Here is a 26110-nt window from a genome sequence, read left to right as displayed (position 1 = left end):
TACCGATCGAACCAGTGAGGGGCATTCGAGCATGCAACGCCTGCAATATCCCGGTCAACGGAAGGGCCCCGCCCGATGAGTTCAAACGATCCGCCAAGACCAGCATTTGCAAGCTGGGATAGCTATTCAAGCTTCGCACGGCGCGTCCGGTTCTCCAGTCGGTATATTCTTAGTGTGGATGACCGCAGCTTCCTGGACACTGTTGTTGCGACGATCCGCGATCGCGACGTCACGCTTAAAAAGGATATGATCCTCTACCGCGCGCAGCGTGGGATCGACGTCCAGGACCGCCAGGATGATGAGGGCAATTGGATTGGCGAGGACTATTGGGGCTATGGCGCGGCACGCATGAAGCCCCTTCCCGATCGCGCGCAAGCCGGGCGGGCCAATCCAACCGGAATACCGGTTCTGTATGTCGGGAGTACGATCGAGACCGCGATATCAGAGGTGCGGCCGTGGATAGGGGCCGAGCTTTCAGTCGCGTGGTGCAGGTTGTTACGTCCGCTACGTACCCTCGATTTGTCGCGCGGTCACGGAAAGTCATCCTTCTTCGGACCTATCTTCAAGCATCTGACGGGCGGACGCGCGCCGACCCAAGAAGAGATAGAGACTGCGGTCTGGACCGACATCGACAACGCGTTCTCGCAGCCGGTCACGCAAACCGATGATCGAGCTGACTACGCGCCAACCCAAATCCTGGCCGAGCTGTTTCGCAGCGCCGGTTACGACGCCATTGGCTACAAAAGCCACTTCGGGGACAGAAAGGACCGCGGCGGGTTCAATATTGCGATCTTCGATCCTGCTGCAGTCGAGATCGCAAGCTGTGCGCCGTTCCGTGTCACGTCGATCAAGGTGGAGGCCGAGCAATTCGAAAATGCGTGGGAGAAGCGAACCGAAGACTAAACGGCCGAAGCGATTTGGCTCAGCGCTCGCGATCAGGGGGTGGCGGTACGCCGCGATCACGCGGGTCCGTGGGTGGCTCGTTGGAAGGCTCGGTCCGATCAGCACTGCCAGAAGCACGGTCTGCCATCATGATCTCGCGCGCACGCTGGAGCCGGCGCGAGACCGCAGGCGGCATGTCGGCGACGAATTGGGTAATCTCGTCCGCCAGCGCGGCATCTTCCTCTCGGCCCGTGCCCGCAAGCGCGGTAGCTGCCTCGGCATAGGCGCCTCGAATGAACTTCTGGCGATGAAGAGCGGCGCGGTCCTGCTCGCGCCGTTCAGGCTCCTGGCTTTGTGCGAACTCGGCGGCGCGCTCTTCTACGAGCCGGTGGATGTCGAGTCCCCTGCCCTCGGCCGCCGTACGCGCCTCGAGATGCTTGGCCGCCGAACGGACGCGCTTCTGGACATGGCCGCGTGCGCGGCGCGGCGTCGCCTCGGCAGCGATACCGCGCGCGCGCAGCTCAAGCGCGAAGGTCTCGCGCATGTGATGAAGATCGGCCTTGCGGGGATTGAACCGGCTTCCGTCCTCGCCCTGATTGGCGACGGTCACATGGACATGCGGGTGATCGGTGTCGGTATGGAGCGCGACCATGTAGCTGAAGCGCCCTTTGAACTCGATCCGCGCGAACGCCTGGACCGCATCGAGTATGGTATCCGCCTCCGCGGTGCCGCCGGGCATTGAGAGGATCATCGAGGTCGAGATCGGCCTGTCGCGACCATAGATGTTGGTCGCCTCGTCGAGCATCGCCCAGTCGAATGCGATCGCCTTCAGGCGCTTCTCATCGGTAATGATCTCGCCCTCGCTGGAACGAACTTCAAGTTTGCCATGGCGGGAGACATACCCAAAATGCTCAGCCAGATGCTGGGTGCTGCGCTGCTTGCCCGACACTTTGACCATCACTTCAGGCGCCTTGCGGACAATGCGCTCAAGCTTGGCGCGCGCTTCGGCTTGGCTCATCGCAGGCCGAGCCTGCCCCCCTCCCCTGCCCGTGCGGATCCGCACCGTCCCGCCCTTGAGCACGCGTTTGCCGCCGGACGGCGGCCGCCACGCCTCCATCAGGCTTGGCAGTGGCAGGATATCGTCTTCCTCGCTCACTCCCCCGTGTCCCAATATACGAGGTCACCCTTCAACGCGGCGCCCAGCCCTTTGAGCTGGGCCGCTACCTCGTCGCGAAAGCTTTCAACACGCGCCGCCTCGCGCGCGAGGTCGAGACCAGAGTCGACCATTGTCGCCGCATGAAGGGCGTGGACCGCCTGATTGAGATTGATGCCGATCCGGTTGAGTTCGCGCCAGGCCTGCGCAATTGCCGCGCGGTCTGCGGAGGGCGGCGGAGCCTTGGCGAACAGCCTGCGGCGTACCAACGCGATGACCCATTCGGTCCGTTTCAGCCCCCTACCCTGCGCTTCTTCATCGAGCCTTGCGGCATCCGATCCGGTCAACCGGATCTCGACGCGGGCGGTGGTATGGCCGCGCGGCTCAGGAATCACAGGCGCCTCCTCCGGCGAGCGAACCGCGCCCTCGACCAGGTTGCGCAGCACCGCAGAGCGGCCCCCTTGGGAGGCCGCGATCGCATCGAAGCGGGCCGCGAGATCATCGGGCAGGCGGATGCCGAAGAACGCCACCCCCTCACCTTAATGTTAAACATTCCCGGCGACAAGCCTATCCGGCCCTCACCTAATTTTGATCCTTCCTCAGTCTGCTCAAGCAGACTCCGAGCTCCCACCTACAAAGTCTATCCACGCCCGAAATTCGGACAAGGGTTCCTGTCCGCTGAAATCGAATTGGCCGCCACCCTCATGCGAGGGTGACGGCCATCAAGCGTCTTTCAAAGGTTGAAAAGTCTACGCGGAGTAAGGGGTCGGTGTTGGCTAGGGCTCAATCGAACGAGAGGTCGGTCACAGGGACATCGCCCTCCTCACCATCATCGAAGATTACCTGGACCCGCTCGGGTAATACGAGCCGACCGGTCCGGGTTCCGACCGTCACCTTGACCGGGCTGGCAAGACGGGCGGAAGGCTGCGAGCCCCCTGCCCGGCCCTTCGCCTTGGGCGCGGTTGCGGCCGCCACGGGCGTCGCGGACGCGGGCGCAGGTTGTTCGGGCGGCACCTTAAGCGACGCGATGAAGCGGTTACCGGCAGCGAGCGTCGTCCCGGTCTCCGCAAAGCCGCGCACGAACGCGCGCACCTCATGCGGATGCTTCTTAGCCGCGCGGTGCAGATCGTAGAGGACGCGGATCGGCGCCTTGTCGATCGCGTCGCGCAGATAAGGCTCCATGTCGCCAAAGGCCGCATAGAGCGAAACGAACTGCTTCGACCGGCCTAGTGCCGTGGCGATGTCGCCCTGCGTCATTCCGCCGGCCAGCATCCGCTCGATGCCAAGTGCAAGCTCGCGGGCGGTGAGGTCGGCGCGCTGATCATTCTCGACGATCTGATCAGCGAGGCTGGCAACCCCCTCCCCCGCCCCGGCCACGATCGCGGGGATCGTCGTGCGGCCGGCGGCGAGCGAGGCGCGATAGCGCCGCTCGCCCATCCGTATCACATAGCGTCCCTCGCCATTGGCCGGCAGCACAGTGATCGGCTGCAGCACGCCCCGGGCCTCAATCGAGGCCGCGAGCTCCTTCAGCTCGGCCTCGTCGAAGTCGCGGCGCGGATTGTCGGGATCGGGGATGATCGCGGAGAGCGGCAGCTCCTCGACGCGGCGGGCGCTGTCATGCGCGCCGACGAGGAGACTAAACTCCTCGGCGCGTTGGTCGAACTTACCCATCAGGCGGCCTCTTTCTTGCGCGCACCGACCCGCCGTTCGACTTCGGCGAGGATCGTGCGGATTTCCTCGGCAGCCGCCTTGGCGCCGCTGCCCTTCTCGTTCCAGACGGCATGATGGTTTTCAGCCGAATGCTTGTAGGTCGGCCGTGCCTTCACGAAGGCGGGGAACATCATGGCCGGACCCACCGCCTGGGTGAGCTTCACGACATTCTCCATTTCTCGCTTGTCGAAGGCATTCACCATCGAGGGCAGCAGGCCAAGGAAGTTGACCTTGCGCCCGCCGCGCGCGCCTTCAGCCTTCTTGAGCGCCGTCAGCAGCATCTTGGCGCATTCAAGCGAGTCCTCGGCGACCTGAACCGGCGCGATCACTTCATCGGCGACCGCCATCGCGCTCAAGGTGAGCTCATCCCACTTTGGCCCAGTGTCTATCACACAATAATCGAAATGGCCCTCGAGCTTGGGAAACCCGACGATGAAGTCGCGGACATCCTCGGCCGCCTTCACCATCTGCAGCCGTTGGTCGGCGCCGAAGACGGTGATGCCCGGCTTGCTGTCTATGTCCATCGCCGCTTCGGGATCGAACAGATCGGCCGACAGCAGTCCGGTTAGCTCCTTGGCGAGGCGGCGCGTCGAACTGCCCTGGGGATCAAGATCGATGAACGCGATGCGCCGCCCTTCCGGCTCGGCGAGATACCAGGCGAGATGGGTAGCGAAAAACGTCTTGCCGACGCCGCCCTTGAGCAGGCTGATGACGATGGTCTTCACGCGTTACATCCAAATCTGGGGTTCAATAGCCATCTCCACCATCGCGCAGACGCCGAATATAGTGATCACGTGACGACGGATCACCGATCGATCCGATGCGCGGCCCGACATGGCGGAACAGGTAGACCACAGCTGCGAAACAGAAAAACGCGAACAGGATCGCATGATCGGGATGCCTGGAAAAATACTCAGCCATGATCGGCCTCCTTCTCCGACTGGGCGGGCGACCGACCGCGCCGGTCGCCCAGCTCGTCATTCGGCACGCTCAACCCATAGGTCTGTTTGAGCGCGTTCATCACCAGCGCCCTGATCGTGATGTTACCATGATCGAGCGCCAGCCGCGCGATGTCGTCGTGCATTTGCGGCGTCACTCGCATCTGCAAAAAGGCGGTTCGCCGCTTTACGCTCGCCTGCCCTGCACCGGCCACCTGGACCCTCTCCTCACGGCTCATGGTCCGACGACCCTTAACGGAACCATGTATTGAATTCAATACAGAGCAGACCAGTTGGTGGGGGTTTGAATGAAAAGTCTGCTCAAGCAGACTCGACCCTCGGCGCGGCGATCAGATCTCTGGGGGAGGCTCCGAGCGGCCATCGTTCGGCCAGGGCGACAACCTGCGCGGGAGTTGCATCGCCGGCCCCGACGAATGTCGAGGCCGACTATAGCTTAATATTCGTCCGCGAGAAGAATTGTCAGCACGCGCGTGGTCACATTGGGATCAGCGGGATTGGGAGAGCCGAATTCGAGGCTGCGATCATAATAGTCGATCTTCCAGTACAGCACAGCGCCCTCGAACTCGAAGCGACCAAAATCCCGCTCGCCATGTGGATCATTGTCGACGCTGAAATCGTCATGGTCGCGAACCTGCCGCAGAAGGACAGCGCGGCGATGGAAGTTCCGGAACAGGCTTGCATCACCAATGAGGTCAGCGACGCCGGCGGTCATGACGACCCCGTTGTGACCGGGCTGGGTGGGGTTCGTGCGCAGCGCATCGTTGAGGGCTGCGATCGCAACGGGGCCCGTGAGGGCAGGGGAGGGCTGGCTGTCGGGCATGATCGTGCATCCTGTCGCTTGTCCGACCCCGCCCATCGGGGCCTTCCGACAGGGGCCGTGGCGCCTGGGCATAGCGGGGCCGCGCACCCGTCAGGGTCGCAACGCCAGTGGAGAAGCCCGCTTGCGGGCTTGCGCGGTTCTGCGCCCCGGCGATGAACGGACCGTCGAAAGACCCCGGGCGAGCGCGGACATCCTGCAAAGATGAATGACCGACCCCGGTTCCGCTGGACCATCACCACCACCCGCGATTATCGTCACGCGCATGCCCGCAAAGATCGAACCCCTGTGGCCGCGTTGGGCCAAGACCGTTGGCGTCATGTTGCAGCGCAACATTCTGCTACGGAGCCAGTGCCGCCGCTGCGGTACGCTAATGCGGGTAGAGCCGGCCGATCTCGTCGCGCGCCACGGGGCAGGGTGGTCGCCAATCGATCATCAGGAGCGATGTCGGATGGTCGGATGTGACGGCGCGTCTTATTATCTGGCCGCGCGCCGCATCGACACAGCTTGGCGTGTCCTGCTCGCCGATCCTGCTTTGATTCAAGGCCTCGACGATTTGCCGGCGCCGGTCACTGCTCGCACCCTCAGGGGAGGTTGAGCGTGGCCGAGCAAAACGCAGAGGAGGGTGACGATCCCCGCGCCGCGCTGGCGGAAGAAGGCTTGCTCGCGCCGACAATCGAGAATTGGCGCCACGACTATATCGAGGCCTATGCGGAATGGTTTGCGCTTGCGCGCGATGCCAACCGGTATGCGGTCTGGCTCTTCCAGGAACATCAGGACGCGGGCAATGGCGGGTCGGCAAATGACCAGGCGCCCACGGCGGTCCGCATGTTTGGGCGGGCAATGAATGCGTTTGCCGCGGCGATCACCCTTGCGGAGCGCGCAATGGCGATGGAAGCGGCAGGGGTCGCCCGCACCATCTATGAAGTGCGCTTCTGGCTGACCTTTCTCATGACCAAGCCGCTGGAAGCACTCGATGCGCTCGAGGCGGACACGCTGCACAACGCGATCGCCCGCGAGAAGCTGCTACGCGGCGAGCATCATTGCGACGCCGCCAAGGCGGCCGCCTCGCATGCTCGCGAAGCCGAGCTGGTGAAGCGCCTCGCCGGCAGGAAGAAGGCGCCCTCGATCAGCGAGATCGCCAAGTCCTTGCCCTCGCACACCGGCTATCTTGAATATCGCATCGTCAGCAGCTTCTATGGCCATCTCTCGCACAACAGCCTCGATGGCCTCTGGCTGCGCGGGGAAGGGGGCGGGGTCCGACCGATCCTGGGCCCGTTCGAGACGCAGATCCCGATGGCGATTTCATTCGCGCTCGATGCGATGCTGCCGGTGGTCGGCTTCTTCGAGCTCATGATTAATGAGACGCGCTTTCCCGATCGGCGCGGCGAGATGCAGGACCGGCTCCACGCCCTGCAGTCATTGGAAATGGCACAGTAGGCCTGAAACCAGGCGCCCCGCGGCAAGGATCGTTACCCGTATGGGCCGAGACCCGGCACGGGGCTCGGGGCTTTAGCCTAGAGCCTGGTCCGACGCAGTCGGAGCCGCCCCGTCCTCAATGGTCCCAAACAAACGGGTCAGAACCTGATCGAGATGGGTCAGCGGCTCGAACCGTGAGATCCGCAGCACCCTGTGGTTGGGCCGCGCCCTCTTTTCTCCCAGCGACGTGCCCTTGCTGTGCCTGGCGACCGCATTGTCGCTGATATCGGGCAGCGGCTCGCCTGGTGCGCCGCCGAACCAGAGATAATGATCAAATTCCAGGTCCGGAGTGACGACGATCCACAAGACACAGCCGCTCGGCTTGTCCATAAGCTTGAGGTTGATCTTCACCTTGTCGGTTTGGCCTCCCAGCGTCTTGGTCTTGAACTGGATATGGCGGGTGATCGCCTTGTAGCTCATTACCAGATCATAGCCGCCCGCATCGAATTCGGAGCGCAGCACCTCTACGTCGGTCACGCCCCGTTGCCACAGCCGCCGCAGCGCATCGCCCACGAAGACATGCTCGACGATCCGTTCCCGGAGTGTCGAGTTGAGATAATGGGCGCTCGCTTGTTCGGTCAGGTCATCCAAAGGCAGGTCTCGACGGGGGAGGGGCGGGGGCGACGCCCCCGCCGGTTGGTCTCAAGCGTAGGGATCATATTCGTTGATCACCGCGACGTCGCCGTCGAAATCGTCTGCTGTGATGACGGAGAATTGGGTGCCGATGGCGATGACCATCGTGGCGACCATGAGGCTCTTCGAGAGGCTGAGGGCACTGCGGCGGGCGGTTGCGATGTCGCTGAACATATCGAGGCTCCTTTGAAAGCCGGCGGGTTCATCCCCGCTCGACTGGCGCCCGAAGTGTCGGTCTCGTGGCCGCGATCACCTTTTGGCGGCACGGCAAAAGGCCGTAGCGCAGCGTGCGGACCCTTTACGGGTTGATCGCATTAGGCCGCGGGAGCGACCAAGGATTGCGCCTCAAAGAGCGGGGATGGGCCTGCCGGCTTTTTGACGAATGCCCCTCGCGTATGATGGCTATCGCAAGGCGGGCGTGGCACCACGGCGGGCATGTCGATTGTGTCACTGCTTACCGATTATGGCCTGCTCGCAATCGCGATCGGGGCAGGGTTCGAAGGGGAAACCGTGGTGCTGGCGGGCGGCGTGCTTGCCCATCAGGGCATCGTCTCGCTGCCGGGCGCGGCGGTGGCCGCCGGGCTCGGCTCCTTCCTCGCCGACCAGGCGATCTTCGCGGTCGGTCGCCACTATCGCGACCGGCCTTGGGCACAGAAGATTCTTGGCAAGCCTACGGCGCGCAAGGCGATCGCCACGCTCGAGCGGCATCCCGATCGTTTCATCCTCAGTATCCGCTTCCTCTATGGTCTGCGCACGATCAGCCCGCTGGTGGTCGGTGCGAGCGGCATCGCTCGGCGCAAGTTCCTGACGCTCAATGCCATCGCCGCGACCTTCTGGGCCCTTCTGTTCACCGGGCTTGGTTATGCCGTGGGCGAGAGCCTCGCCGAACTGCTCGACCGCTTCCGTCCGAGCCTCGCCCAGATCGGCGTTGGCGTACTGGTGGTCGGGATCGGGCTTCTCCTCGTCCGCCTCGTCTGCCACCATCATCATAGGCGCACCGCGCCGTCGATCACGGCCACGACCAAGCCTCACGCGGCGGCTGCAAGCCAATGACGCGGAGGAGAATGGGGTTTCTGATGCTGGTGCTCATCGCCGGCGCGGCGAGCGCCAGGCCGGCCAATCCATGGACAAGCGGCACGGTGCGCTATGTCACCGACGGGGACACCTTCCGGCTGACCAGTGGCGAGCGTATCCGCATCGCCGACATCGACGCACCCGAAACGCACGTGAGGCAGGCGAAATGCGCGCGCGAGATCGAGAAGGGGAGGGCGGCGACCGCCAAAGCCCGCGCGTTGCTCGATGGCCGGCGCGTCCGGTTCCAGCCTGTCGGGCGCAGCTATAATCGCGTCGTTGCGCGGGTCAGTCTTGAAGGGCGAGATGTTGGCGATACACTGGTCGCCATGGGCGCCGCCCGAGCCTGGTTGCGCCGCCATCCCAAACCGGACTGGTGCTCGTGACCGACTGGACGAAGACGCTTGAAGGCATTCCGATCGCGAAAGCGATCGTGATGACCATCGACGTCGGTGCCGAGCTAACGGACTGACCCAAATGACATGAGCCAGGAAATTCATCAAAAGTGGGGCTTCGGAATGGCGCCTCCCAAGCCACCGGCCCAAGCTCGACGGATCGCTGCCGCCGAACAGGTGCTGGCTTTCCTCGATCACGACGATCGCAACGAAGCGCTGCATGATGCGCTGAGCGAGATCAAGGGACTGTTCTCAAGAGTGGGGAAGCAGGACCAGTGGGATTGGTTCTCTACCAGTCGATCCCTCGGCTATCCGTCTGCTCGCCTAACGTTGCTGATCGCCGATACGCTGGGCCAAGCACGACGTACGCTCATTGCCGACGATCAGGCACTTCTGCGCAGCCAATGGTCGTTGCTGCGCCGGCTACCATGTCGCGCATGCCTGCGCGTCCTGATCGGTCACGCGCGGATCGCGGAAGAAGAAGGTGCCGGCTGGATCTATCTGCTGTCGACCCGCGAGATGCCGGATCTGCTCAAGATCGGGATGACGACGCGAACGGTTGAGGAACGGGTTCGCGAGATTAACGGCGCGACCGGAGTCCCCTTTCCGTTTGGGGTCAGGCGTTGCTGGAGGGCGCGCGATCCCGCAAGCGCCGAGCGCGAAATCCATTGGGCGCTCGCGGATCATCGGATCCGCGCCGATCGCGAGTTCTTCCGTGCACCCTTCGGGGATGCGGCGATCATCATCGACGACACGCTCGCGCAGCTTGGACTGGAGCTGCGCACGCTTGACCGCCTGGAAGCGCTTCCGGTGGCGCCCTGACAGAGAAGCCGCGTCAAGGATTGGGGATCGGGACGATCCGCTGCAGCAAAAGACGCGTCACACTGTCCTGAGCTGCGGCGGCGGCGGCGGCTTTGGATTGGGCGGATGCCTGCTCGTCTTCGCTCTCGACCTGAGCACGGATTTGCGCCTCGGTTTGGCGCGGAAGTGCGGAATTGGCCGGTAAAGCGAGGAAATTTAGACGGTCCCTGACTTTCGCAGCAACCGCTGCTTCGCTCAACCGCGGCCCCGCCGATGCGAAGGACAAGGTCAGCGTATCTTTAGTGGTGCGGGAAAAGTCGAGCAGGTTGCCGCCGCTTCCCGACGGGCCACTGAAATGGATAAGGCTCCAGCCAGGATTGAAGCCGCCATTCCATAGAAGCGTGAAGTCGATCGTCGCGCCGAATGTCGGAATGGTGGCCTGTGGCAACCCGGCCAAGGAGGCGGACGGCGCCTTGAAGAGAAAGCGACTGTTGGTCATGCCCTCCGCGACCGTTTCGGCAATAGCCAGACCACCCCGAATTCCCGGATGCTTGGGGCCGTCAGCAGCGTCGGTACAACGCTTATCGACGATTGGCAGGCTGTCCTCACCGAGCACAGGACTTGATAGGTCGAGCACGAACGTCTGGCTGTAAGTGCGGTGGGCCGTCTGCACATATTTACCCGCGAGTCCGAGCGAGCGCTTGCGTGCCGCACCCCCGATCGTTTTCAGCGGGTCGATAAAGCTGAGCGCCGGGTTCGCGCCGCCGGCGTTGGTCACTTCCAGCGTCAGTGTCGCAAACACAATGAACTTTTGTGACCGGAAGGTCGGGAAGCGATCGTCCTTCAGGATTTCCTGAAGCTCGCACTGCACGTGCAGCACAACATCGGCGGCGGTTGGAATGCTGTTGGGTTCGGCGGTGGGAAGCGGGGCGCCCGCCTTACGCGGCGGCAGGCTATTGCGCGGTGCAATGCGCTGCTCGCCCGCAAAGCGGGGCGCGGTGCACGCCGATAATGTAAATGAAAACAGCAACGCCGATGAAATCAGTTGTCGCATAGTGCCCCCCCGAGCCGATATCATCCCCATAGCATCTTTTGGGGCGCGAGCATCATCGCTTATGATCCGCAGTGAAAAAGCCTCAGAGGCACAACTGATTTATTCTGGCGTTCAAAAAGGTCATCGAAAATCGATAGTGGCGCTTGGTGGAGCACGCCAGGAATGCGCCCGAGCACAGTTCGTCATGGACGACGACGATGGTCCGGCCGCTGCGTTGTGGCTCGTTGGCGACGCCGACCTCTACCTGATGAGCAATGGGAAGCCGCCCCTGCTTCAAGACGGCAAAATCGTGAGTGTTGAGGAAGCCGTTTCAACAAGACGTCTTTGCGCATTCGCAGAGGGCTGCGGCCCTCTGAACGAAGTCGATGAGTGGTGGCCAGTGCGCACGGCAATGAGGGAGGCGATGATTTCTCTCGAACGCTTCCAGTCGATTTCATCCTCTCCGCACTCGACCAGGCACAGAGGTTTATCGTGATACTAGCCTCCCCGAGCGGTACTGAAATTTACAGCGATGTTGATTGGGGTGAGCGAGGCTTCGCCCTCCACTAATCAGCCCTCGCTTTCGGCCGCGGGCACGTCGGCAAGACGCACGATAGGTCCTCAATACCGGAAATTGGCCTCGAGCCCGAGCATATGAATGGTGCGGGCAGGGCCGGTTTCGGCGATGAACCGACCTGCCTTGAACAGGCTGGCTGACGCGGAGAGGTTGAGCTCCGGGGTCGCCTGCCAGCCCACTACCGCCTCGGCCTGCTTGCCGATGAAGCGTGCCCGCGAGCCCGCTCCGCTGCGTAGGAGATTGCCCGGCACATCATAGACACCATCGCCCAGGCTCTGCCGCCAATAGGCCATGCCAGCGACGCTGAAGGTCACCTTCTGCATGGGATGGATACCGATCTGGGGATGGACGCCGATGATGTTCGCAGGCCCGATCGGCGAGAGTTCGCCGAAATACTTGCCCTTGGGGAACAGGGCATTGAAGCGCTGAAGGCCTGGCCGGTTGCGATCGCGATCGCCCGAGACGACGCCGAAACTGGTCGAGAGATCGGGAGTGAGCGGAACGCCGTCGAACCGGTAACCGAGCGCCGTCGAAAAGGACCACGCCCGGATCGGCGCACCAGCAAACTGGCCGAACTGATACATGCCCTCGACATTCCACCGCCATTGGTCGTGAACCCCGAAGCTCCGCACGCCAAGTGTGTGGCGGACCTCGCGGCCCGAGCCCTGATCGTACCGCGCCTGGGCGTTGCGAAAGCCAAGGTAGTATAGGTCGAAACCCGTCTTGTGGGCGGGATCGAGCCAGCGCGTCGCATAGGCGCCCCAGACCGCGCGGTTGTGCGAGCTGCGATCGTCGAAACTGCGCGGCCCGGCTTCAACAGGCTTCAGATAGAAACTCGTCATGCCGAAACGCGGCGTCAGCAAGATCACCCGGCCGCCGTCATAAGCGAGCGGAATGTTAACACCGTAGCGGGTGCCTATGAGGCGCTCGCTGCCAAGGCTTAGCATCTGGCGACCGGCGGCGAAGCGCAGCACTTTGCCGCCACCTAGGTCGAAGTCGTAGTTGACGAAGGCCTGCAGCATGTCGACGCCCGTCTCGTCGGTTGGTCCGGCCCTGGGCTTCACGCCGCTGGCATAAGCGATGATCGGCTGCACGAAGGCGCGGGCCTGGCCGACATGAAGATCGGCATAGGGCAGCAGGCGCGTCCACAGATATCCCTGGTCGGGCGCCGGGTGAGATCCCCATTGGAGATTGTCGTAATTTTCATTGCGTACGCGCACCTCGAGGCCGGTCGTGAGATAGACCGAACCGTTGGCGTCGAGTGGAATATATTTGAATGGCTCCGTCCAGCGGCCCGTCCGCTTCTCCGGGTCTGCCAACACGGACCAATCCTCGCGATAGCGATCGATGGTCAGCGTCGGCGGCTGGGAAACGTCGCGGGTCGGGCTCGGATGATCCGTTAGCGTCGATTGCGCGTGTGCGATGCCGGGGAGGACGGCGGCCAGACAGAACGCGAGCCTGCGTGTCATGCCTGCGCCACGTCGCCCGGGCGAGATTGATGCTGGGCCGCAGTGCGCGACATTTTTTCCCCAACTTTAGGAAGCAGGCTCGACCCCGAAATAAACCGCAGAAGCGCGCGGGTCGCTTGAACCTGGGTTTCGCTGGATCATCCCTGCGTATGGGTCCGGCGCTTCTTGGCCGAGCACAACCAGCTTGACTCTTTTCCGCACAAGCAAGAACAAAGAGGGAACGATTCACCCATTCCCGAGTCTCTGTTTGATGTTATGCGGCAGTCTGCGGCTATCGAAAACCTACGCGCGCAGATCGCGCAGATCGAAGGCGTCGCCACGCCCCGCGATGTGCTACCCTTTGGGGTCGATGCAATCGACCAAGTCTTGCCGGGCGGCGGACTGGCCTCGGGCGCTCTCCATGAAGTAGCGGGTAGCCCCGAGCTGGCCGATGACGCGGCTGCGACCGTCTTTATTGCAGGAATCCTGGGAAGGCTCGAAGGCATGGTGGTCTGGAGCCTGCGCTGGCGGGATCTCTTTGCGCCCGCACTCCATCTCGCAGGGCTCCATCCCGACAGGGTGATCTTCGTCGAAGCCGGCAGCGACACCCACGTGCTGACCGCAATGGAAGAATGCCTGCGCCATGCCGGTCTTGCCGGCGTGGTCGGCGAGCTAGGCAAGATTGGTCTTACGGCCTCGCGCCGCCTCCAGCTGGCGGCCGAACAGTCGAACGTGCCCGCCTTTGTGCTGCGGCGCGCCTGCGCGATCGACGCCAAGGGAGAGGGCAGTGCGGCCATGACGCGCTGGCGCGTCCGCGCGGCGCCCAGTGCGCCGCTCGGCATTCCGAGCCTTGGCCGTCCGCGTTGGGCGTTGGATCTCGAACGCGCGCGGGGCGGGGCCGCGCATAGCTGGATAGTGGAGAGCACCGATGCGCAGGGTCGTATCGGTCTTCCTGCCGACATGGTCGACCGACCGCGTTCGGCGGAAGACCGGCGGGCCGCCTGACAACCAGGCGCCGCCCCTTGTCACAGCCTTGCCGGATCGTGGTCGCCGCATCGTTGCAGCGGCCGATGCCGGTGCACGCCGGCTGGGTATTCATCCCGGTATCACGATCACGCGCGCCCGCGCGCTAAGCCCCGAGCTCGTGGTGATCGAAGCCGATCCGGAGGATGACCTCGCCGGGCTGAAGCGCTTGGCGCTCTGGGCCGGCCGACGCTATTCGCCGATCGTTGCGCCCGATCCGCCTGATGGCCTGTGGATCGATATCACCGGCTGCGCCCACCGCTTCGAAGGCGAGGCGCCGCTGCTCAAGGATATCCTGCGGCGGATCTCCGCTTCGGGCACCAGCTGTCAGGTGGCGGTCGCCGATACTGCGGGCTGCGCGCATGCGGTTGCCCGCCATGTACCCTCGGGACGACCAACGATCATCGATCCCGGCAAATCCCGGATGGCGCTGGCGATCCTGCCGGTCTCGGCGCTACGCATCGAGCCGGGCGTTGCCGCTGAACTCAGACGCATGGGGTTCGAGCGGATCGAACAGCTGATCGCCGCGCCGCGCGCGCCACTTGCCAAGCGGTTCGGAAAGGGCCTCTATAAGCGCCTCGATCAGGCGCTGGGACAGGTCCCGGAACCGATCGAGCCGATCCTGCCGGCCCGCATTCCCAGAGTACGCCGCGGATTGCTGGAACCGATCGGGACCGCCGAGGCGTTTGCGCAGGTCATCAGCGATCTCGTCGACGATCTTGTCACGATGCTGGTGAAAGCCGGCGTCGGCGCGCGCAAGCTCGATTGTCTCTTCGAGCGCGTCGATGGGCATTTCCAGTCGATCCGGATCGGGACGGCAGCGCCGTCGCGCGATCCCAGACATCTGACCAAGCTGCTCTGTCAGCGGATCGACACGGTCGATCCCGGCCTGGGCGTCGAGACGATGACGCTCGTGGCCCTGCTGGTCGAGCCGCTGGGCCCGAGCCAGAGCGAGGGGCTCGCCGGTAACGGCCTGCGTGGGCCGAACCTGACGGCGCTGGTCGATGCGTTGGTCAATCGCTTCGGGCAACGGCGCCTGTACCGCGCAGCCACCAATCCCGGCACGATGCCCGAGCGCGAGGTCGGACTTGTTGCGCCGATGGCAGCACCGACAGTTGCCAGCTGGGACGATGATCTGCCGCGGCCTGCCCGGATGCTAAGCCCACCCGAGGCCGTGGAAGTGATCGCGGCTTTGCCCGATCACCCGCCGGCGATGTTCGTCTGGCGGGGCAAGCGGCATCGCATCGCCCAGGCCGACGGACCTGAACGCCTGCACGGCGAATGGTGGCGCGAAGCGGGCCATGAGGCCGACACGCCTTATGCAGTCCGCGATTATTTCCAGGTCGAGACCATGACGGGTGGACGTTACTGGATCTTCCGTCTCGGCGACGGCGAGGATCCGGCGACGGGGCCGATGAAGTGGTTCCTTCACGGAGCCTTTGCATGAGCCAGCCGCGCAAGGTTGCGAGCTTCGGCAGATGAGCGACGATCCACTCGATGGCGCCGGATATGTCGAGCTGCAGGTCACGACCCATTTCAGCTTCCTGCGCGGCGCATCCAGTCCCGAGGAATTGTTTGCCGCCGCCGCCGTGCTTGGACTCCCTGCGATCGGCATCGTCGATCGCAACACACTGGGCGGGGTGGTGCGTGCCTGGGACGGCCAGAAGATGACGGGCGTCCGCTCGATCGTCGGGTGTCGGCTCGATCTGGTATGCGGCACGTCGCTCCTCGTCTTCCCCACAGACAAGATCGCTTATGCCCGTCTCTGCCGGCTGCTCAGCCTTGGCAAGGGACGGGCAGGCAAGGGGGCCTGCCATCTCCATTGGTCCGACGTTGCCGACTGGGCCGACGGCATGATCGGTATCCTCGTCCCTGATCGCGCCGATGCCGAGACCGCCCAGGCGCTCGCGCGGCTGGGCAAAGTCTTCGGCGAGCGCGCCTATCTCTCATTGGCGATCCGGCGGCGCCCCAAGGATGCGATCCGCCTGCGCGATCTCGCACGGCTGGCAGCAGACGCGGGCGTCGCAACCGTTGCGACCGGCGACGTTCTCTATCATTCGCCCGATCGTCGGTTGCTCCAGGACGTGGTGAGCTGCATTCGCGAGAAATGCACGATCGACACGCTCGGCCGCAGGCGCGAGCGGTTCGCCGATCGCCATCTGCGCGGCACGCAGGAGATGGAACGGCTCTTCCGCCGCTACCTCGGCGACATCACCCCGCTGGCGCGCAGCGTCGAAATTGCGCGGGCCTGCAGGTTTGATTTGAGTGAGCTCACCTACACCTATCCGGACGAGATCGGCGCGAGCGGCCTCACGCCACAACAGGAACTGGAGCGGCTGACTTGGGGCAAGACTCCGGAGCGATATCCAGGAGGAACGCCCGACAAAGTCCGCGCCCAGCTTGACCATGAGCTCCGGTTGATTGCCCAGCTTTCCTATGCCCCCTATTTCCTGACCGTCCATTCGATTGTCGCCTTTGCGCGCTCGAAGGGCATCCTGTGCCAAGGGCGCGGCTCAGCCGCGAACTCGGCAGTCTGCTTCGTGCTCGGTATCACCTCGATCGACCCGGTGAAATCCGAACTGCTGTTTGAGAGGTTCGTCTCGGCCGAGCGGCGCGAGCCGCCTGACATCGACGTCGATTTCGAGCATGAACGGCGCGAGGAGGTGATCCAGTGGATCTATGAGACCTATGGCCGCGAGCGCTCGGCGCTGACGGCAGTCATCACGCGTTTTCGCGCTCGGGGCGCGGTGCGCGAGGTCGGCAAGGCGCTGGGCTTGACCGAGGATGTTGTCGCGGGGCTCGCCAGCCAAGTGTGGGGGTGGAGCCGCGAGGGCGTCGAGGAGCGCCACGCGCAGGAACTCAATCTCGACATGGCCGATCGGCGACTGGTGCTGACGATCGAGCTTGCACGCATCCTCATCAACACCCCGCGCCATAGCTCCCAGCATCCCGGCGGGTTCGTGCTGACGCTCGGCCGGCTCGACGAGCTGGTTCCGATCGAGCCGGCGGCGATGGAGAACCGCCAGATCATCGAATGGGACAAGGATGATATCGACGCGCTCGGCTTCATGAAAGTTGATGTGCTGGGCCTGGGAATGCTCGGGTGCATGCGCCGTGCATTTGCATTCCTGGCCGACGACAAGGGGATCGCGATGGATCTCGCGACGATCCCCCACGAGGATCCTGCGACCTATGCGATGATCCGCAAGGCCGACACTTTGGGGGTCTTTCAGATCGAGAGCCGCGCGCAGATGGCGATGCTGCCGCGGATCAAGCCGACGAAATTCTACGATCTGGTCGTGCAGGTCGCCATCGTGCGTCCCGGCCCGATCCAGGGCGACATGGTGCACCCCTATCTACGCCGCCGCGAAGGCAAGGAGACGATCTCTTATCCGACCGAAGAGCTGCGCCGCGTGCTCGAGAAGACGCTGGGCGTGCCGCTTTTTCAAGAGCAAGCAATGCGTGTCGCGATCGAATGCGCCGGGTTTACGGCATCTGAAGCCGATTTGCTGCGCCGGGCCATGGCGACCTTCAAGCTGACCGGAGGGGTCAGTCATTTTCGAGACAAGCTGATCGATGGGATGACCGCACGCGGGTATGATCACGAGTTCGCCGAGAGGACCTTCACCCAGATCGAAGGCTTCGGAAGCTACGGTTTCCCGGAAAGCCATGCCGCATCTTTCGCGCTGATCGCCTATGCGAGCTCATGGATGAAGTGCCATCATCCCGACGCCTTCTGCGCGGCATTGCTCAACGCGCAGCCGATGGGGTTTTACGCTATTGCGCAGATCGTCGGCGACGCGCGCAAGCATGGTGTCGATGTGCGTCCGATCGACGTCAATCATAGCCGCTGGGACTGCACCCTCGAGGAAACCCAGGGACGGTATCGCGCCGTGCGCCTCGGCCTGCGCTATGTGCGCGACCTGCGAAATCAGGATGCGGCCGCAATCGTGCTCGCGCGCGGCAACGAGCCATATTCGACGGTCGAAGAGATCCAGCGGCGTGCCGGCGTCAGCGGCCGAGCGCTCGACAAGGTCGGCCAGGCCGATGGATTCGGTACGATTGCACCTTCACGCCGGACAGGTCTTTGGGATGTCAAAGGGCTTGGCGAGGCGGCACTGCCGCTCTTCGCGGCGGCCGATGAGCGCGCTGGCAAGCTGCGACCCGAAGCGGCCGAACCCGAAGTCGCGCTTGCCGCGATGACCGAGGGCGAGGAGGTGGTCGAGGATTATCGCACGGTCGGGCTGTCGCTGCGAGCGCACCCGCTGGCCTTCCTACGCGATGAGCTGTCCGCGCGAAAGATGATCACCTGCGCTTCCTTGCGCGACATGAAGGACGGACGCTGGATCAATCTGGCGGGACTGGTGCTGCTGCGTCAGAAGCCGGGCTCCGCAAAGGGGACGATGTTCATCACGCTCGAGGACGAGACCGATGTCGCCAACCTCGTCGTTTGGCCCAATCTGTTCGAGAAGCATCGCCGGGTCGTGCTTGGCGCCTCGATGATGGGTGTGCGGGGCCAGGTTCAACGCGAGGGCGAGGTGATCCACGTCGTCGCGCAGCGGCTCGATGATCTGTCAGCTCTGCTGGCAACCGTCGGCAAACGCGACGATGTCGCCAGCATTTATCAGGTAGCCCGTGCCGATGTGGTACGTAGCCCAATGGGGCCGGACCCCCGCGATCCGGGAGAACGGCCGCTTGGCCGCGCTATCCGGGACATCTACATTCCCGACCTGCGGCTCGGGTCAGGTATCATTCCCGGCCAGCCGACGGAGGGCATCAAGATCAAGCCGAGGGACTTTCGGTAGGACCGTCGGCGGCGCCGATAGATCATGGATCGATGCGCAGAGTTGTTGTCGGATCGGCGACTCGCGAGATAGACACGTCCGATGGCGTTGAACAATTTTCGTGTCGGCCGACCGACAACCATACCAGAAAATGGGCGGCTGCGTTTTTCGCAGAACAAAAAGCAGTGGTCTTTGACCTTCATCCCGAAAAAGGAACTGGTCGCACGCGTTCAGGAGGAAGAGCCCGACTACCAACCGCGCGAAGGTGGGATCGTGCTGGCGGAGGCGGACGCGAACGACGGCTGGCTCAACATTTGGCCGCTGAACACCACGCGTCTGGGCGATTATCCCTTTAGGCCGAAATATCGAAGGCCGCGCCTTATCCGCATAGAAGGAATGAGCGGCCTAGGGGCCAGCTCGGTTTATGAGGCCCTCGAAGTCCTGAACAAACTGCCACCCGGTTTTGTCCGCTCGCCTCATGCCGGTCTTGGCTTGGACTATGAGTTGCGCGCGATCATCGACATGCTTGACGACCATGATATCGACATGCTGGTCGTGCGATCCGGGAGGCGTGACGGCCTCCCTTTTATCGACGAGAAGCGGAATCTCGTAATTGCAAAGGTACAGTTCGACGAAGTTCGTCGTGCGATCCGGCGCGTCCATGCGAAATCCCTCGACATAGCGGGCGAGGAAAAAGACCGCATCGCGTTCAACCACCTGTTGAGCAGTGCCGATGCGTCGGCATTTCCAGAACAACCGCCGATCTATCGCAAGGACGGTGTCGTCGCAATGATCGGGACAAGATCGGCGGATCAGCTGTCATCGCAAGATCAAACAGCGATCGTGTCTGCGGCGCATGCCGCGGTTCGCCCGCTAACGACGCGCAAGCCAGAAGCGATGCTTCAACTCAGCCGCGACATCGAAGTGATAACCCTTGAACGCCTGATCGAGGAAATGAAGAAGCGGCTAGAGCGCGACAAGACCGAGCGGCCATGGCAACGCTTCTTCGAGCAGAACCCCTTCATCCTACGTCTTGCTTTCGGCTATCCGGTTATGAAGATGGGTGACCAGATTTCAGTTGGTGGGACCCGGTTCGACGGTAAGGGCGAAAAGATCCCCGATTTCGTGATGAAGGCTGCAGCGACAGGGAACCTCGCCCTAGTCGAAATCAAAGGTCCCGACGAGCCTCTGTTCGGCAAGGAACCCTACCGTGGCGGGGTCTATGCACCGGATCGCGAACTTGCCGGCGGGGTGAACCAATTGCTCGACCAGCGTCACAAGCTCCAGATGAATCTGGCGGTCAAAAAGCAGGAGTCCGGTATATACGATGTCGAGGTCTATGCGGTGGAAGGTATCCTGGTGATCGGTCGCACTCCGGCAGATCGCGATCGACAAAAGTCGCTTGAACTGTTCCGGCATGATCTCAAGTCGGTGGTAGTGCTGACGTACGACGAGCTTCTCGAGAAACTAGAAAATCTCCATGATTTCCTTCAGTTCTCAACCGCGCAGGAAAAGCCCGCCAAATCGTGAAACCGCGGTGGGAAAGCGGTCGGATAACGAGCTCGAAAGTGCGAGAAGTCATTGGCATGTTTGCTCTTGGTCATCAATCGCCGACCTCAGCGTCTGACAGCCGAAAGGGCCCGGTGGCAGATGCCACCGGGCCGGATCCGGATCAGAAGGGGATGTCTTCGTCTTCCGTCGTGTCGTTGCCCGAACGATCCGCCGGCTTGGCCCGCGTGAGGAAGGTGACCTCGTCGGCGATGATCTCGGTGCCGTAGCGCTTGATATCGTCTTGGTCGGTCCAGCTGGTGTAGTGGATCCGGCCGCGGACCATCACCTTCATGCCCTTTTCGACATATTCTTCGACGGTCTTGCCGATGCCGTTGAAGCAGGTGATGCGGTGCCATTCGGTCTCTTCGACGCGGTAGCCGTCCCGGTCCTTGAGGACCTTGCCGTCGCTGTCGCGCTTCGGACGCGAGGTCGCGAGGCTGAAGTGGGTGATCTTGGTGCCGCCCTGCGTCGTGCGGACTTCGGGAGTGGCGCCGACGTTACCAGCAAGGATGACGAGGTTCTGCATGTCGAGGTTTCCTTTTTTGCCGGTCGAGGGATGATCCCTTCGACTGATCCCCGAAGAGGGCGGCCAGGACGACGCTTCCACCGCAGCGCCATGGCGCACAGGGGAACCCCGAGACGAGGGGTGGTGCGGGCAGCCGTGGCACACGGCAACTCGGCCCGAAGGCTCGCGGGTTGGAAGCGGCGGACGGTCGACCAAGGGGTTAGGTGAAGAAGAAGGGATTATCCCTCCCGTCCGGCAGACAGCGAGGAAACCTGTGAGAGAACAATCGCCTGCTGGTGGCGTCGGCTCCCCGGACAATCACCGTTGGGCAGGGCGGCGAAGATCATCCCGACCAGCAAAAGACCTGCCGTGCGCGTCATCGGCCAAAGCAAAGCGTCGTTCTGGACCACGATCGCTCTGCCGCTGACCCTTGGCACGGCTTCCGCTTTCTATGGCATCGGCCAGCTGTCAACAAACGTCGAGAGGATGGAGGGAAAGTCTCGCGCCATCGCTACGCACCTGCAATCATGACCTGACGACCATCCGCTCAGAGGCTCAGGCTGCCGGCGGGAAAGCAGATTTGCGCGTGCCAACGCGCAGCCGCAGGGGAGACACGACGACGTTGGCTGACATCACTTTGAACCGGATCCTGGAGGAGCGTGCCCGGGACCTCGCACTCGTCGTCGGAAACGGCATGAATCGCTATGCCAATGCTTCGATCACAAACTCCTGGGACCATCTTCTCTTGAAGATCGCGCGCCATTGCGCGCCCCAGATCAGCAGGGTTCCAGCGGGCACCACGCTGACCGAATTTTACGATGTGCTAGAACTACGGTCGCGCGCGAAGATCGGCGACCTCCAGGCAGAGTTCTGCGAGGAAATGGGCGGATGGCGCCCTTACCGCCATCACGACATGATCATGGGATGGGCGCGGAGAAATGATTGTCCGGTCCTCACGACCAACTTCGACGAGGTCCTCAGCAAGGCAGCGAGCGCCTCGTTCCAGCGTCCCGAGAATCCGAAGTTCACAAGCTTCTATCCGTGGGAATGCTACTTCGCCCCAGATCTCATCGACGATCCCTGCGAAGCCTTCGGCATCTGGCACATCAACGGCATGGCTCGGTACAAGCTCAGCATCCGCCTTGGCCTTACCCATTATATGGGATCGGTACAGCGCGCGCGCGGCTGGATGCATCGCGCTGGCGAGGAGAACCTTTTCAAGGCAAAGAACAAACGCGACTGGCGCGGGGCCGGCACCTGGATGCACGTCGCGTTCAATCGCCCGCTGCTAATCTTCGGACTCGCTCTCGAGGAAAATGAGGTCTTCCTGCGATGGTTGCTAATCGAGCGAGCCAAATATTTCCGCAAGTTTCCACAGCGACGCCAGGATGCCTGGTACATCTATGTCGATGACCCCAAGGACGAGCGGCAGGCCGGAAAACTCTTCTTCCTCGAGGCCGTCGGGATCACGCCGGTCCGCGCAGCGTCGTTCGACGCCATTTACACAAATCCGCAGTGGGTATGATGGCGGGACAGGCCTCATCATACTTTCGTTTGCACCTAATATTCTCGGGTCTGATCGAGGCACGGTCGTCCGTCCGATAGCTGCATCTCGACGGCGTCGGCATCTCGCCGACCGCGACGGACAGGAGACGGACTGTGACCAAGCCACTTGCCGGAAAGGCAGCGCTCGTAACCGGCGGATCGCGCGGAATAGGCGCGGCAATCGTGAAGCGGTTGGCGCGGGACGGCGCTGATGTCGTTTTCAGCTACTCCTCTTCGCCGGCCGGAGCCGAAACCGTACTGTCCGAGGTGAAAGCCGCCGGAGGGCGAGCGACCGCGATCAGGGCCGATCAGCTGATCACTTCGGAAGTTCAGGACATGGTTCGCCAGGCACACGCGGCCTATGGGCGGCTCGACATCGTCGTGAACAACGCTGGCGTTTTCGTGACCGGCCTGCTTGGCGATCCGGAAGTCGATGTCGCTGAGCTCGATCGGCAACTCGACATCAACGTAAGAGCGGTCGCCACGGTAATGCGGACGGCTGCCCCCCTAATGAATGATGGGGGCAGCGTCGTTACGATCAGCACGACCGGTGCCAATTACCATACGCCTTTCGCAGGCATCGCGGATTATGTGGCGTCGAAGGCTGCGGCATCGGCATACACCCGTAGTTGGGCACGCGACCTGGGGCCTCGCAACATCCGTGCGAACACGATCCAGCCAGGTCCAATCAACACCGGGATGGCGCCAACTGAAGGCCCGGCTGCCGACACGTTGAAATCGATGTCGGCGCTTGGTCGCTACGGTGAGCCTGACGATGTGGCAGCGGCCGTGGCATTCCTGGTCGGTCCAGAGGCCACCTACATCACGGGTGCAACACTCGCTATCGATGGTGGGCTGGCCGCTTGAGGTTGGCTCGCTGCACAGCTTCGATCAGACCTGCGTCGGCTCTATGCCCACGATCGGATTGCACAGAGAGGGGGGCGCCGGCTGACCGGCGCCCGAACCGACTACTGCGCTGAGGGGGGCGTTCCGAGACGGCCACGGCGATCAACCACCCGAATCTTGCGGGATTTGGCCTCGATCACAAGCCGTTCCGTGACACCATTGCCTTGAAAGGCAATTACGAAGCGGGGCCTCAGCGAAAGCATCTGCTCGTTGCGGCGGAACCCCGCACGATCGCCCAGCTTGCGATCGAGGCCGAACCGGACTTGCTGGACGCCGTTCTGCTCAGCCCATGACGCCGCCAGGCGCTCGATGCCTTTCATGTCACCGCCATGGACGAGGTACATATCACCGACATGCGCGCGGACCTTGTTAAGCGTTGCCAGCAGATTGTCGGCGAAGATCTTCATATCTTCATCGTTGGAGAAGGCGAGCCTGCCCCCGGCAAAGACGACCGGCGTTCCACGCGCGGTATTGGCTTCAAGCCGACGCTCCCGGCGCGCACGTAGGAAGGCATGCCCATCGACGATCGCGGCCGTCACCCCGAGCGAGATGCGATTGCCGGACGAAGGAACCCAAGAGCGGCCCGTCTCGCGCATATAATGGGAGGCAGCGACGTCGCGCATCGTCTCGAAGGCGCCCGCCGATTCCTCGACCTTCTTGGCGAGATCAATCTTCTCCTCAAGATCGTTCGTGCTAATCTCCGAGCCATCTTGTTCGGCGAGGAGGAGCCTGATTTCGTCGGTCAGCCGATCAACCAGCCCGTGCTTCTTGGCGGCGGCGCGGTGGAAGAGGTTTACCAGCCCCCAGCCCAGATCTTCGATGTCTCGCTCGATCGATGTGTTCGTCATCGTCATGAAGAGATCGCTCCAGATCGCAGAGACAGTTTGCTCGAGGGCATCTGTTGGTGGAGGCGCCATGCCTGAGAGTTGGTCAGGAGCGGGTTCGAGATGCCCTAGCTCCAGTGCTGCAAGGGCCGATGCAAGCGAAGTGGTCATGATGGCGTGCCTTTCGGTGTTGAACCGGCAGCCTCTCCGCCGGATGCGCACCCCTTGGGCGGTCGATTGAGAGGGTCGGGCACCGAGGCGCAGCCGAGGGGAACCCGGGGGTGGCGGGGTGGTGCGGGCAGCCGCGGCACGCGGCAACTCGGCCCGCCACGCTCGGGTTGCCGGACCCTCGCGACCACCCATGTGCCGCATCGTCTGGCGGCGAGGCTACCGGTTCAACCGTATGCGCACTTATCCCTTCGCTTCCTCTGCCCGAAACGCCGCAAGATCGCATTAATCCCGCTGAGCTGTCTGCCTGGCATCGCCGCGATCGAGACCATGTTGGTGAACGTATAGATCTGATCGAGACACAACTCGGTGACTGATCATCAGGCTGCGGTCATTATTGAGGATGACCTTAGCGGGCAAGTATCCTTTGCTTGCGCGGCAGCGCAGGCGGCGTTCGATACCAAAGGCCAACAGGCTTGCCCGCACCGTGGCTGATCAGTGCGCGAACACGGTTTTCGATGTCTTCGCCAAGGCCACCTTGGCGGCTCGCATCGTCATGAGCGGCGTCGGCGCGCGCAAACGTGAGATGGACATCCAGCAGCCGTCTTCATGCAGCAAGGCGCAAAAGGCTGCCGCGATTCATCACATCGCAGATGCTGCGTGCCATCTCCTGGATCTGGGAGATCGCCAATCCTGCCGCTTCGATGTTCGGCCTTTCGCGACCAAGCCAACTACGTGCGGCACTCGCGTCGACCATGATGCTGGTCAAGCGGTTTGCCAGCATCACCGAGAAGGACTTCGAAGCGTTAGTCGCATCATTTGGCGACGAACGGTTCGTGCGGGCCGCTGCCGCACATTGAAGCTCACGCCGTTCCACCTGGGCACTGATGTCGATGGCGAGGCCGGTATATACCTGCTCGCCAGACGCCGCCACAGCTCCCATGATCAGGAGCGTCATGATCTGATCATTGTCTGGCCGAACGATCTGATATTCGATCTCGAACGGTGCACCATCACTGACGGCTTGGGTCACCGCTACCGGCACAGCCGCACCGTCATCGACTCCCAAGCTCCAGATCGACACCATATCCCAGGAGCCTGCCATCGGCAGGCCTACAATGGCCCGCAGCTCCGGCGACATGGCAAAGGAGCCGCTATCGGTGGCCCACCGCCAGGTCCCGCCATGCCCGACTCGGTCGAGAAGCTGTGCAACCTCGCGCGCTTCGTCCCGCTCCGTCCTCAGGCCATTGCTGGTAGCAACCGAAGTCGACACCGCAGCGTCGCGTGCAATTGCATCGACGGCAGATGCAGCAAATTGCGTGGCGCAAGCGAGGAATTCAGCTAGGTGCGGGTGTCTGCAGAGGCGACTGTCGTCCGTTTCGACATAGAGCAGACCAAGTAGCACGCCGCGGCTGATGAGCGGCAGGCAGACAGCCCCCTTCAAAGGTGCAGAACCGTCCGTTTCACTGTCCTGATCAGACTCCGATGGTTGGACCTCCAGACAGGCACTGGCGTGATGATCGATTACGCTCTTGAAGAGCGAGAATGGCAGATCCTTCGGCGACAGCCCCCGCGCGTCGCCGGACACGGTAAAATCTGCTCCAGCCCGCCGACCATCTGCCACCATCTCGAGACCGTCTTCGGATTGGATCAAGACCACGACGCGTCGAGCACCGACGACGCCGTTAACGCGCGATGCAAGGAGCGCGCCTGCTGCGGCCGCGTCAGTGGTTTGCGCGAATTCCGTCGCAAGCGTCACTGCCGCTGCCAACGATTCGTTGGCATTCGCCGCCATTGGAGCGGTTGCCTGACGTGCTTCGGCGTCGCCCGCTGATCCATCATACCG

At 62.9% G+C, this 26110-nt stretch carries 28 protein-coding genes; 14 read left to right on the top strand and 14 right to left on the bottom strand.

The features are described 5' to 3' along the window. Positions 1–75 precede the first annotated feature (75 nt). Positions 76–903, top strand: coding sequence for an RES family NAD+ phosphorylase (locus tag BMY84_RS19705; protein ID WP_093085933.1), 828 nt, complete (start codon positions 76–78; stop codon positions 901–903). Between the two features lie 19 nt (positions 904–922). On the opposite strand, the gene BMY84_RS19700 is transcribed toward BMY84_RS19705, so the two are convergent. From BMY84_RS19700 to BMY84_RS19675, 7 genes are all read right to left on the bottom strand, one after another. Next, positions 923–2038, bottom strand: a complete 1116-nt coding sequence (locus tag BMY84_RS19700; RefSeq protein WP_093085932.1) for a relaxase/mobilization nuclease domain-containing protein — start codon at positions 2036–2038, stop codon at positions 923–925. Continuing rightward, positions 2035–2565 carry a CopG family ribbon-helix-helix protein gene (locus tag BMY84_RS19695; RefSeq protein ID WP_093085930.1) on the bottom strand — a complete coding sequence of 177 codons (531 nt, stop codon included), beginning with the start codon at positions 2563–2565 and terminating at the stop codon, positions 2035–2037. The genes BMY84_RS19700 and BMY84_RS19695 overlap by 4 nt, the downstream gene beginning before the upstream one ends. 253 nt (positions 2566–2818) lie before the next feature. Then, entirely contained in the window at positions 2819–3706 is an 888-nt protein-coding gene (locus BMY84_RS19690) for a ParB/RepB/Spo0J family partition protein (RefSeq protein ID WP_093085929.1), read from the bottom strand. Further along, entirely contained in the window at positions 3706–4470 is a 765-nt protein-coding gene (locus BMY84_RS19685; RefSeq protein WP_093085927.1) for a ParA family protein, read from the bottom strand. The genes BMY84_RS19690 and BMY84_RS19685 overlap by 1 nt, the downstream gene beginning before the upstream one ends. Before the next feature lie 22 nt (positions 4471–4492). Then, positions 4493–4666 (bottom strand): hypothetical protein, encoded by a 174-nt coding sequence (locus BMY84_RS29860; RefSeq protein WP_177204090.1) that lies wholly within the window; start codon positions 4664–4666, stop codon positions 4493–4495. Then, positions 4659–4922, bottom strand: coding sequence for a hypothetical protein (locus BMY84_RS19680; RefSeq protein WP_256215321.1), 264 nt, complete (start codon positions 4920–4922; stop codon positions 4659–4661). The genes BMY84_RS29860 and BMY84_RS19680 overlap by 8 nt, the downstream gene beginning before the upstream one ends. A 215-nt stretch (positions 4923–5137) precedes the next feature. Continuing rightward, positions 5138–5524, bottom strand: a complete 387-nt coding sequence (locus BMY84_RS19675) for a DUF3768 domain-containing protein (RefSeq protein WP_256215320.1) — start codon at positions 5522–5524, stop codon at positions 5138–5140. A 205-nt stretch (positions 5525–5729) separates the two neighbouring features. On the opposite strand from BMY84_RS19675, the gene BMY84_RS19670 reads away from it, so the two are divergent. Both BMY84_RS19670 and BMY84_RS19665 read left to right on the top strand, forming a co-directional pair. Beyond that, the gene (locus BMY84_RS19670; protein ID WP_256215319.1) at positions 5730–6119 is read left to right on the top strand and encodes a hypothetical protein; all 390 of its coding nucleotides are present in this window, start codon (positions 5730–5732) and stop codon (positions 6117–6119) included. A 2-nt stretch (positions 6120–6121) separates the two neighbouring features. Next, positions 6122–6961: a DUF5677 domain-containing protein gene (locus BMY84_RS19665; RefSeq protein ID WP_093085924.1), complete on the top strand. Its 840-nt coding sequence runs from the start codon at positions 6122–6124 to the stop codon at positions 6959–6961. Between the two features lie 72 nt (positions 6962–7033). Here the strand turns inward: BMY84_RS19665 and BMY84_RS19660 are convergent, their stop codons facing one another. Together BMY84_RS19660 and BMY84_RS29855 are read right to left on the bottom strand one after the other, a co-directional pair. Next, the gene (locus tag BMY84_RS19660; protein ID WP_093085922.1) at positions 7034–7591 is read right to left on the bottom strand and encodes a hypothetical protein; all 558 of its coding nucleotides are present in this window, start codon (positions 7589–7591) and stop codon (positions 7034–7036) included. Between the two features lie 51 nt (positions 7592–7642). Beyond that, positions 7643–7807 (bottom strand): hypothetical protein, encoded by a 165-nt coding sequence (locus tag BMY84_RS29855; RefSeq protein ID WP_177204089.1) that lies wholly within the window; start codon positions 7805–7807, stop codon positions 7643–7645. 261 nt (positions 7808–8068) lie between these two features. On the opposite strand from BMY84_RS29855, the gene BMY84_RS19655 reads away from it, so the two are divergent. From BMY84_RS19655 to BMY84_RS19645, 3 genes are all read left to right on the top strand, one after another. Continuing rightward, on the top strand, positions 8069–8686 hold the full coding sequence (locus tag BMY84_RS19655; RefSeq protein WP_093085920.1) for a DedA family protein: 618 nt from the start codon (positions 8069–8071) through the stop codon (positions 8684–8686). Between the two features lie 23 nt (positions 8687–8709). After that, positions 8710–9090: a thermonuclease family protein gene (locus BMY84_RS19650; RefSeq protein ID WP_256215318.1), complete on the top strand. Its 381-nt coding sequence runs from the start codon at positions 8710–8712 to the stop codon at positions 9088–9090. A 96-nt stretch (positions 9091–9186) separates the two neighbouring features. Next, a complete protein-coding gene (locus BMY84_RS19645; protein WP_093085917.1) occupies positions 9187–9921 on the top strand; it encodes a GIY-YIG nuclease family protein in 735 nt (244 codons plus the stop codon). Positions 9922–9934: 13 nt separating this feature from the next. On the opposite strand, the gene BMY84_RS19640 is transcribed toward BMY84_RS19645, so the two are convergent. Beyond that, on the bottom strand, positions 9935–10954 hold the full coding sequence (locus BMY84_RS19640) for a hypothetical protein (RefSeq protein WP_093085916.1): 1020 nt from the start codon (positions 10952–10954) through the stop codon (positions 9935–9937). A gap of 61 nt (positions 10955–11015) precedes the next feature. Between BMY84_RS19640 and BMY84_RS29360 the strand changes: the two genes are divergently transcribed. After that, the gene (locus BMY84_RS29360) at positions 11016–11429 is read left to right on the top strand and encodes a DUF3085 domain-containing protein (protein ID WP_177204088.1); all 414 of its coding nucleotides are present in this window, start codon (positions 11016–11018) and stop codon (positions 11427–11429) included. A 125-nt stretch (positions 11430–11554) separates the two neighbouring features. Here the strand turns inward: BMY84_RS29360 and BMY84_RS19630 are convergent, their stop codons facing one another. Continuing rightward, the gene (locus BMY84_RS19630; protein ID WP_093085913.1) at positions 11555–12979 is read right to left on the bottom strand and encodes an alginate export family protein; all 1425 of its coding nucleotides are present in this window, start codon (positions 12977–12979) and stop codon (positions 11555–11557) included. A gap of 255 nt (positions 12980–13234) precedes the next feature. Between BMY84_RS19630 and BMY84_RS19625 the strand changes: the two genes are divergently transcribed. The 4 genes from BMY84_RS19625 to BMY84_RS19610 all read left to right on the top strand — a co-directional run bounded on the left by BMY84_RS19625 (position 13235) and on the right by BMY84_RS19610 (position 20295). Next, positions 13235–13963, top strand: coding sequence for an ImuA family protein (locus tag BMY84_RS19625; protein ID WP_093085911.1), 729 nt, complete (start codon positions 13235–13237; stop codon positions 13961–13963). Beyond that, the gene (locus tag BMY84_RS19620) at positions 13887–15428 is read left to right on the top strand and encodes a DUF6504 family protein (protein WP_093085910.1); all 1542 of its coding nucleotides are present in this window, start codon (positions 13887–13889) and stop codon (positions 15426–15428) included. Before BMY84_RS19625 ends, BMY84_RS19620 begins: the two co-directional genes overlap by 77 nt. A 31-nt stretch (positions 15429–15459) precedes the next feature. Next, positions 15460–18786: an error-prone DNA polymerase gene (locus tag BMY84_RS19615; RefSeq protein WP_093085909.1), complete on the top strand. Its 3327-nt coding sequence runs from the start codon at positions 15460–15462 to the stop codon at positions 18784–18786. Between the two features lie 81 nt (positions 18787–18867). After that, positions 18868–20295 (top strand): Shedu immune nuclease family protein, encoded by a 1428-nt coding sequence (locus BMY84_RS19610; RefSeq protein ID WP_093085907.1) that lies wholly within the window; start codon positions 18868–18870, stop codon positions 20293–20295. Between the two features lie 142 nt (positions 20296–20437). On the opposite strand, the gene BMY84_RS19605 is transcribed toward BMY84_RS19610, so the two are convergent. After that, complete coding sequence (locus tag BMY84_RS19605; protein WP_093085906.1) at positions 20438–20842, bottom strand: single-stranded DNA-binding protein; 405 nt, start codon at positions 20840–20842, stop codon at positions 20438–20440. A gap of 348 nt (positions 20843–21190) precedes the next feature. Between BMY84_RS19605 and BMY84_RS29850 the strand changes: the two genes are divergently transcribed. The 3 genes from BMY84_RS29850 (at position 21191) to BMY84_RS19590 (ending at position 23233) form a co-directional block, all read left to right on the top strand. Beyond that, positions 21191–21352, top strand: a complete 162-nt coding sequence (locus BMY84_RS29850; protein ID WP_218146990.1) for a hypothetical protein — start codon at positions 21191–21193, stop codon at positions 21350–21352. A 91-nt stretch (positions 21353–21443) separates the two neighbouring features. After that, positions 21444–22346 carry a hypothetical protein gene (locus BMY84_RS19595; protein WP_143075099.1) on the top strand — a complete coding sequence of 301 codons (903 nt, stop codon included), beginning with the start codon at positions 21444–21446 and terminating at the stop codon, positions 22344–22346. A gap of 134 nt (positions 22347–22480) precedes the next feature. Beyond that, positions 22481–23233, top strand: a complete 753-nt coding sequence (locus BMY84_RS19590; protein WP_093085901.1) for an SDR family NAD(P)-dependent oxidoreductase — start codon at positions 22481–22483, stop codon at positions 23231–23233. Between the two features lie 101 nt (positions 23234–23334). Here BMY84_RS19590 and BMY84_RS19585 read toward each other — a convergent pair whose 3' ends face one another. Both BMY84_RS19585 and BMY84_RS19580 read right to left on the bottom strand, forming a co-directional pair. Continuing rightward, positions 23335–24267, bottom strand: coding sequence for a DUF2493 domain-containing protein (locus BMY84_RS19585; RefSeq protein ID WP_093085900.1), 933 nt, complete (start codon positions 24265–24267; stop codon positions 23335–23337). Between the two features lie 604 nt (positions 24268–24871). Beyond that, positions 24872–26059 (bottom strand): GAF domain-containing protein, encoded by a 1188-nt coding sequence (locus tag BMY84_RS19580; protein WP_093085898.1) that lies wholly within the window; start codon positions 26057–26059, stop codon positions 24872–24874. Positions 26060–26110 lie beyond the last annotated feature (51 nt).

This window comes from Sphingobium sp. AP50 (assembly GCF_900109095.1).
Taxonomy (GTDB): domain Bacteria; phylum Pseudomonadota; class Alphaproteobacteria; order Sphingomonadales; family Sphingomonadaceae; genus Sphingobium.
Note: the sequence above shows the minus strand (reverse complement) of the source record. Positions and strands in the feature narration are given on the sequence as shown.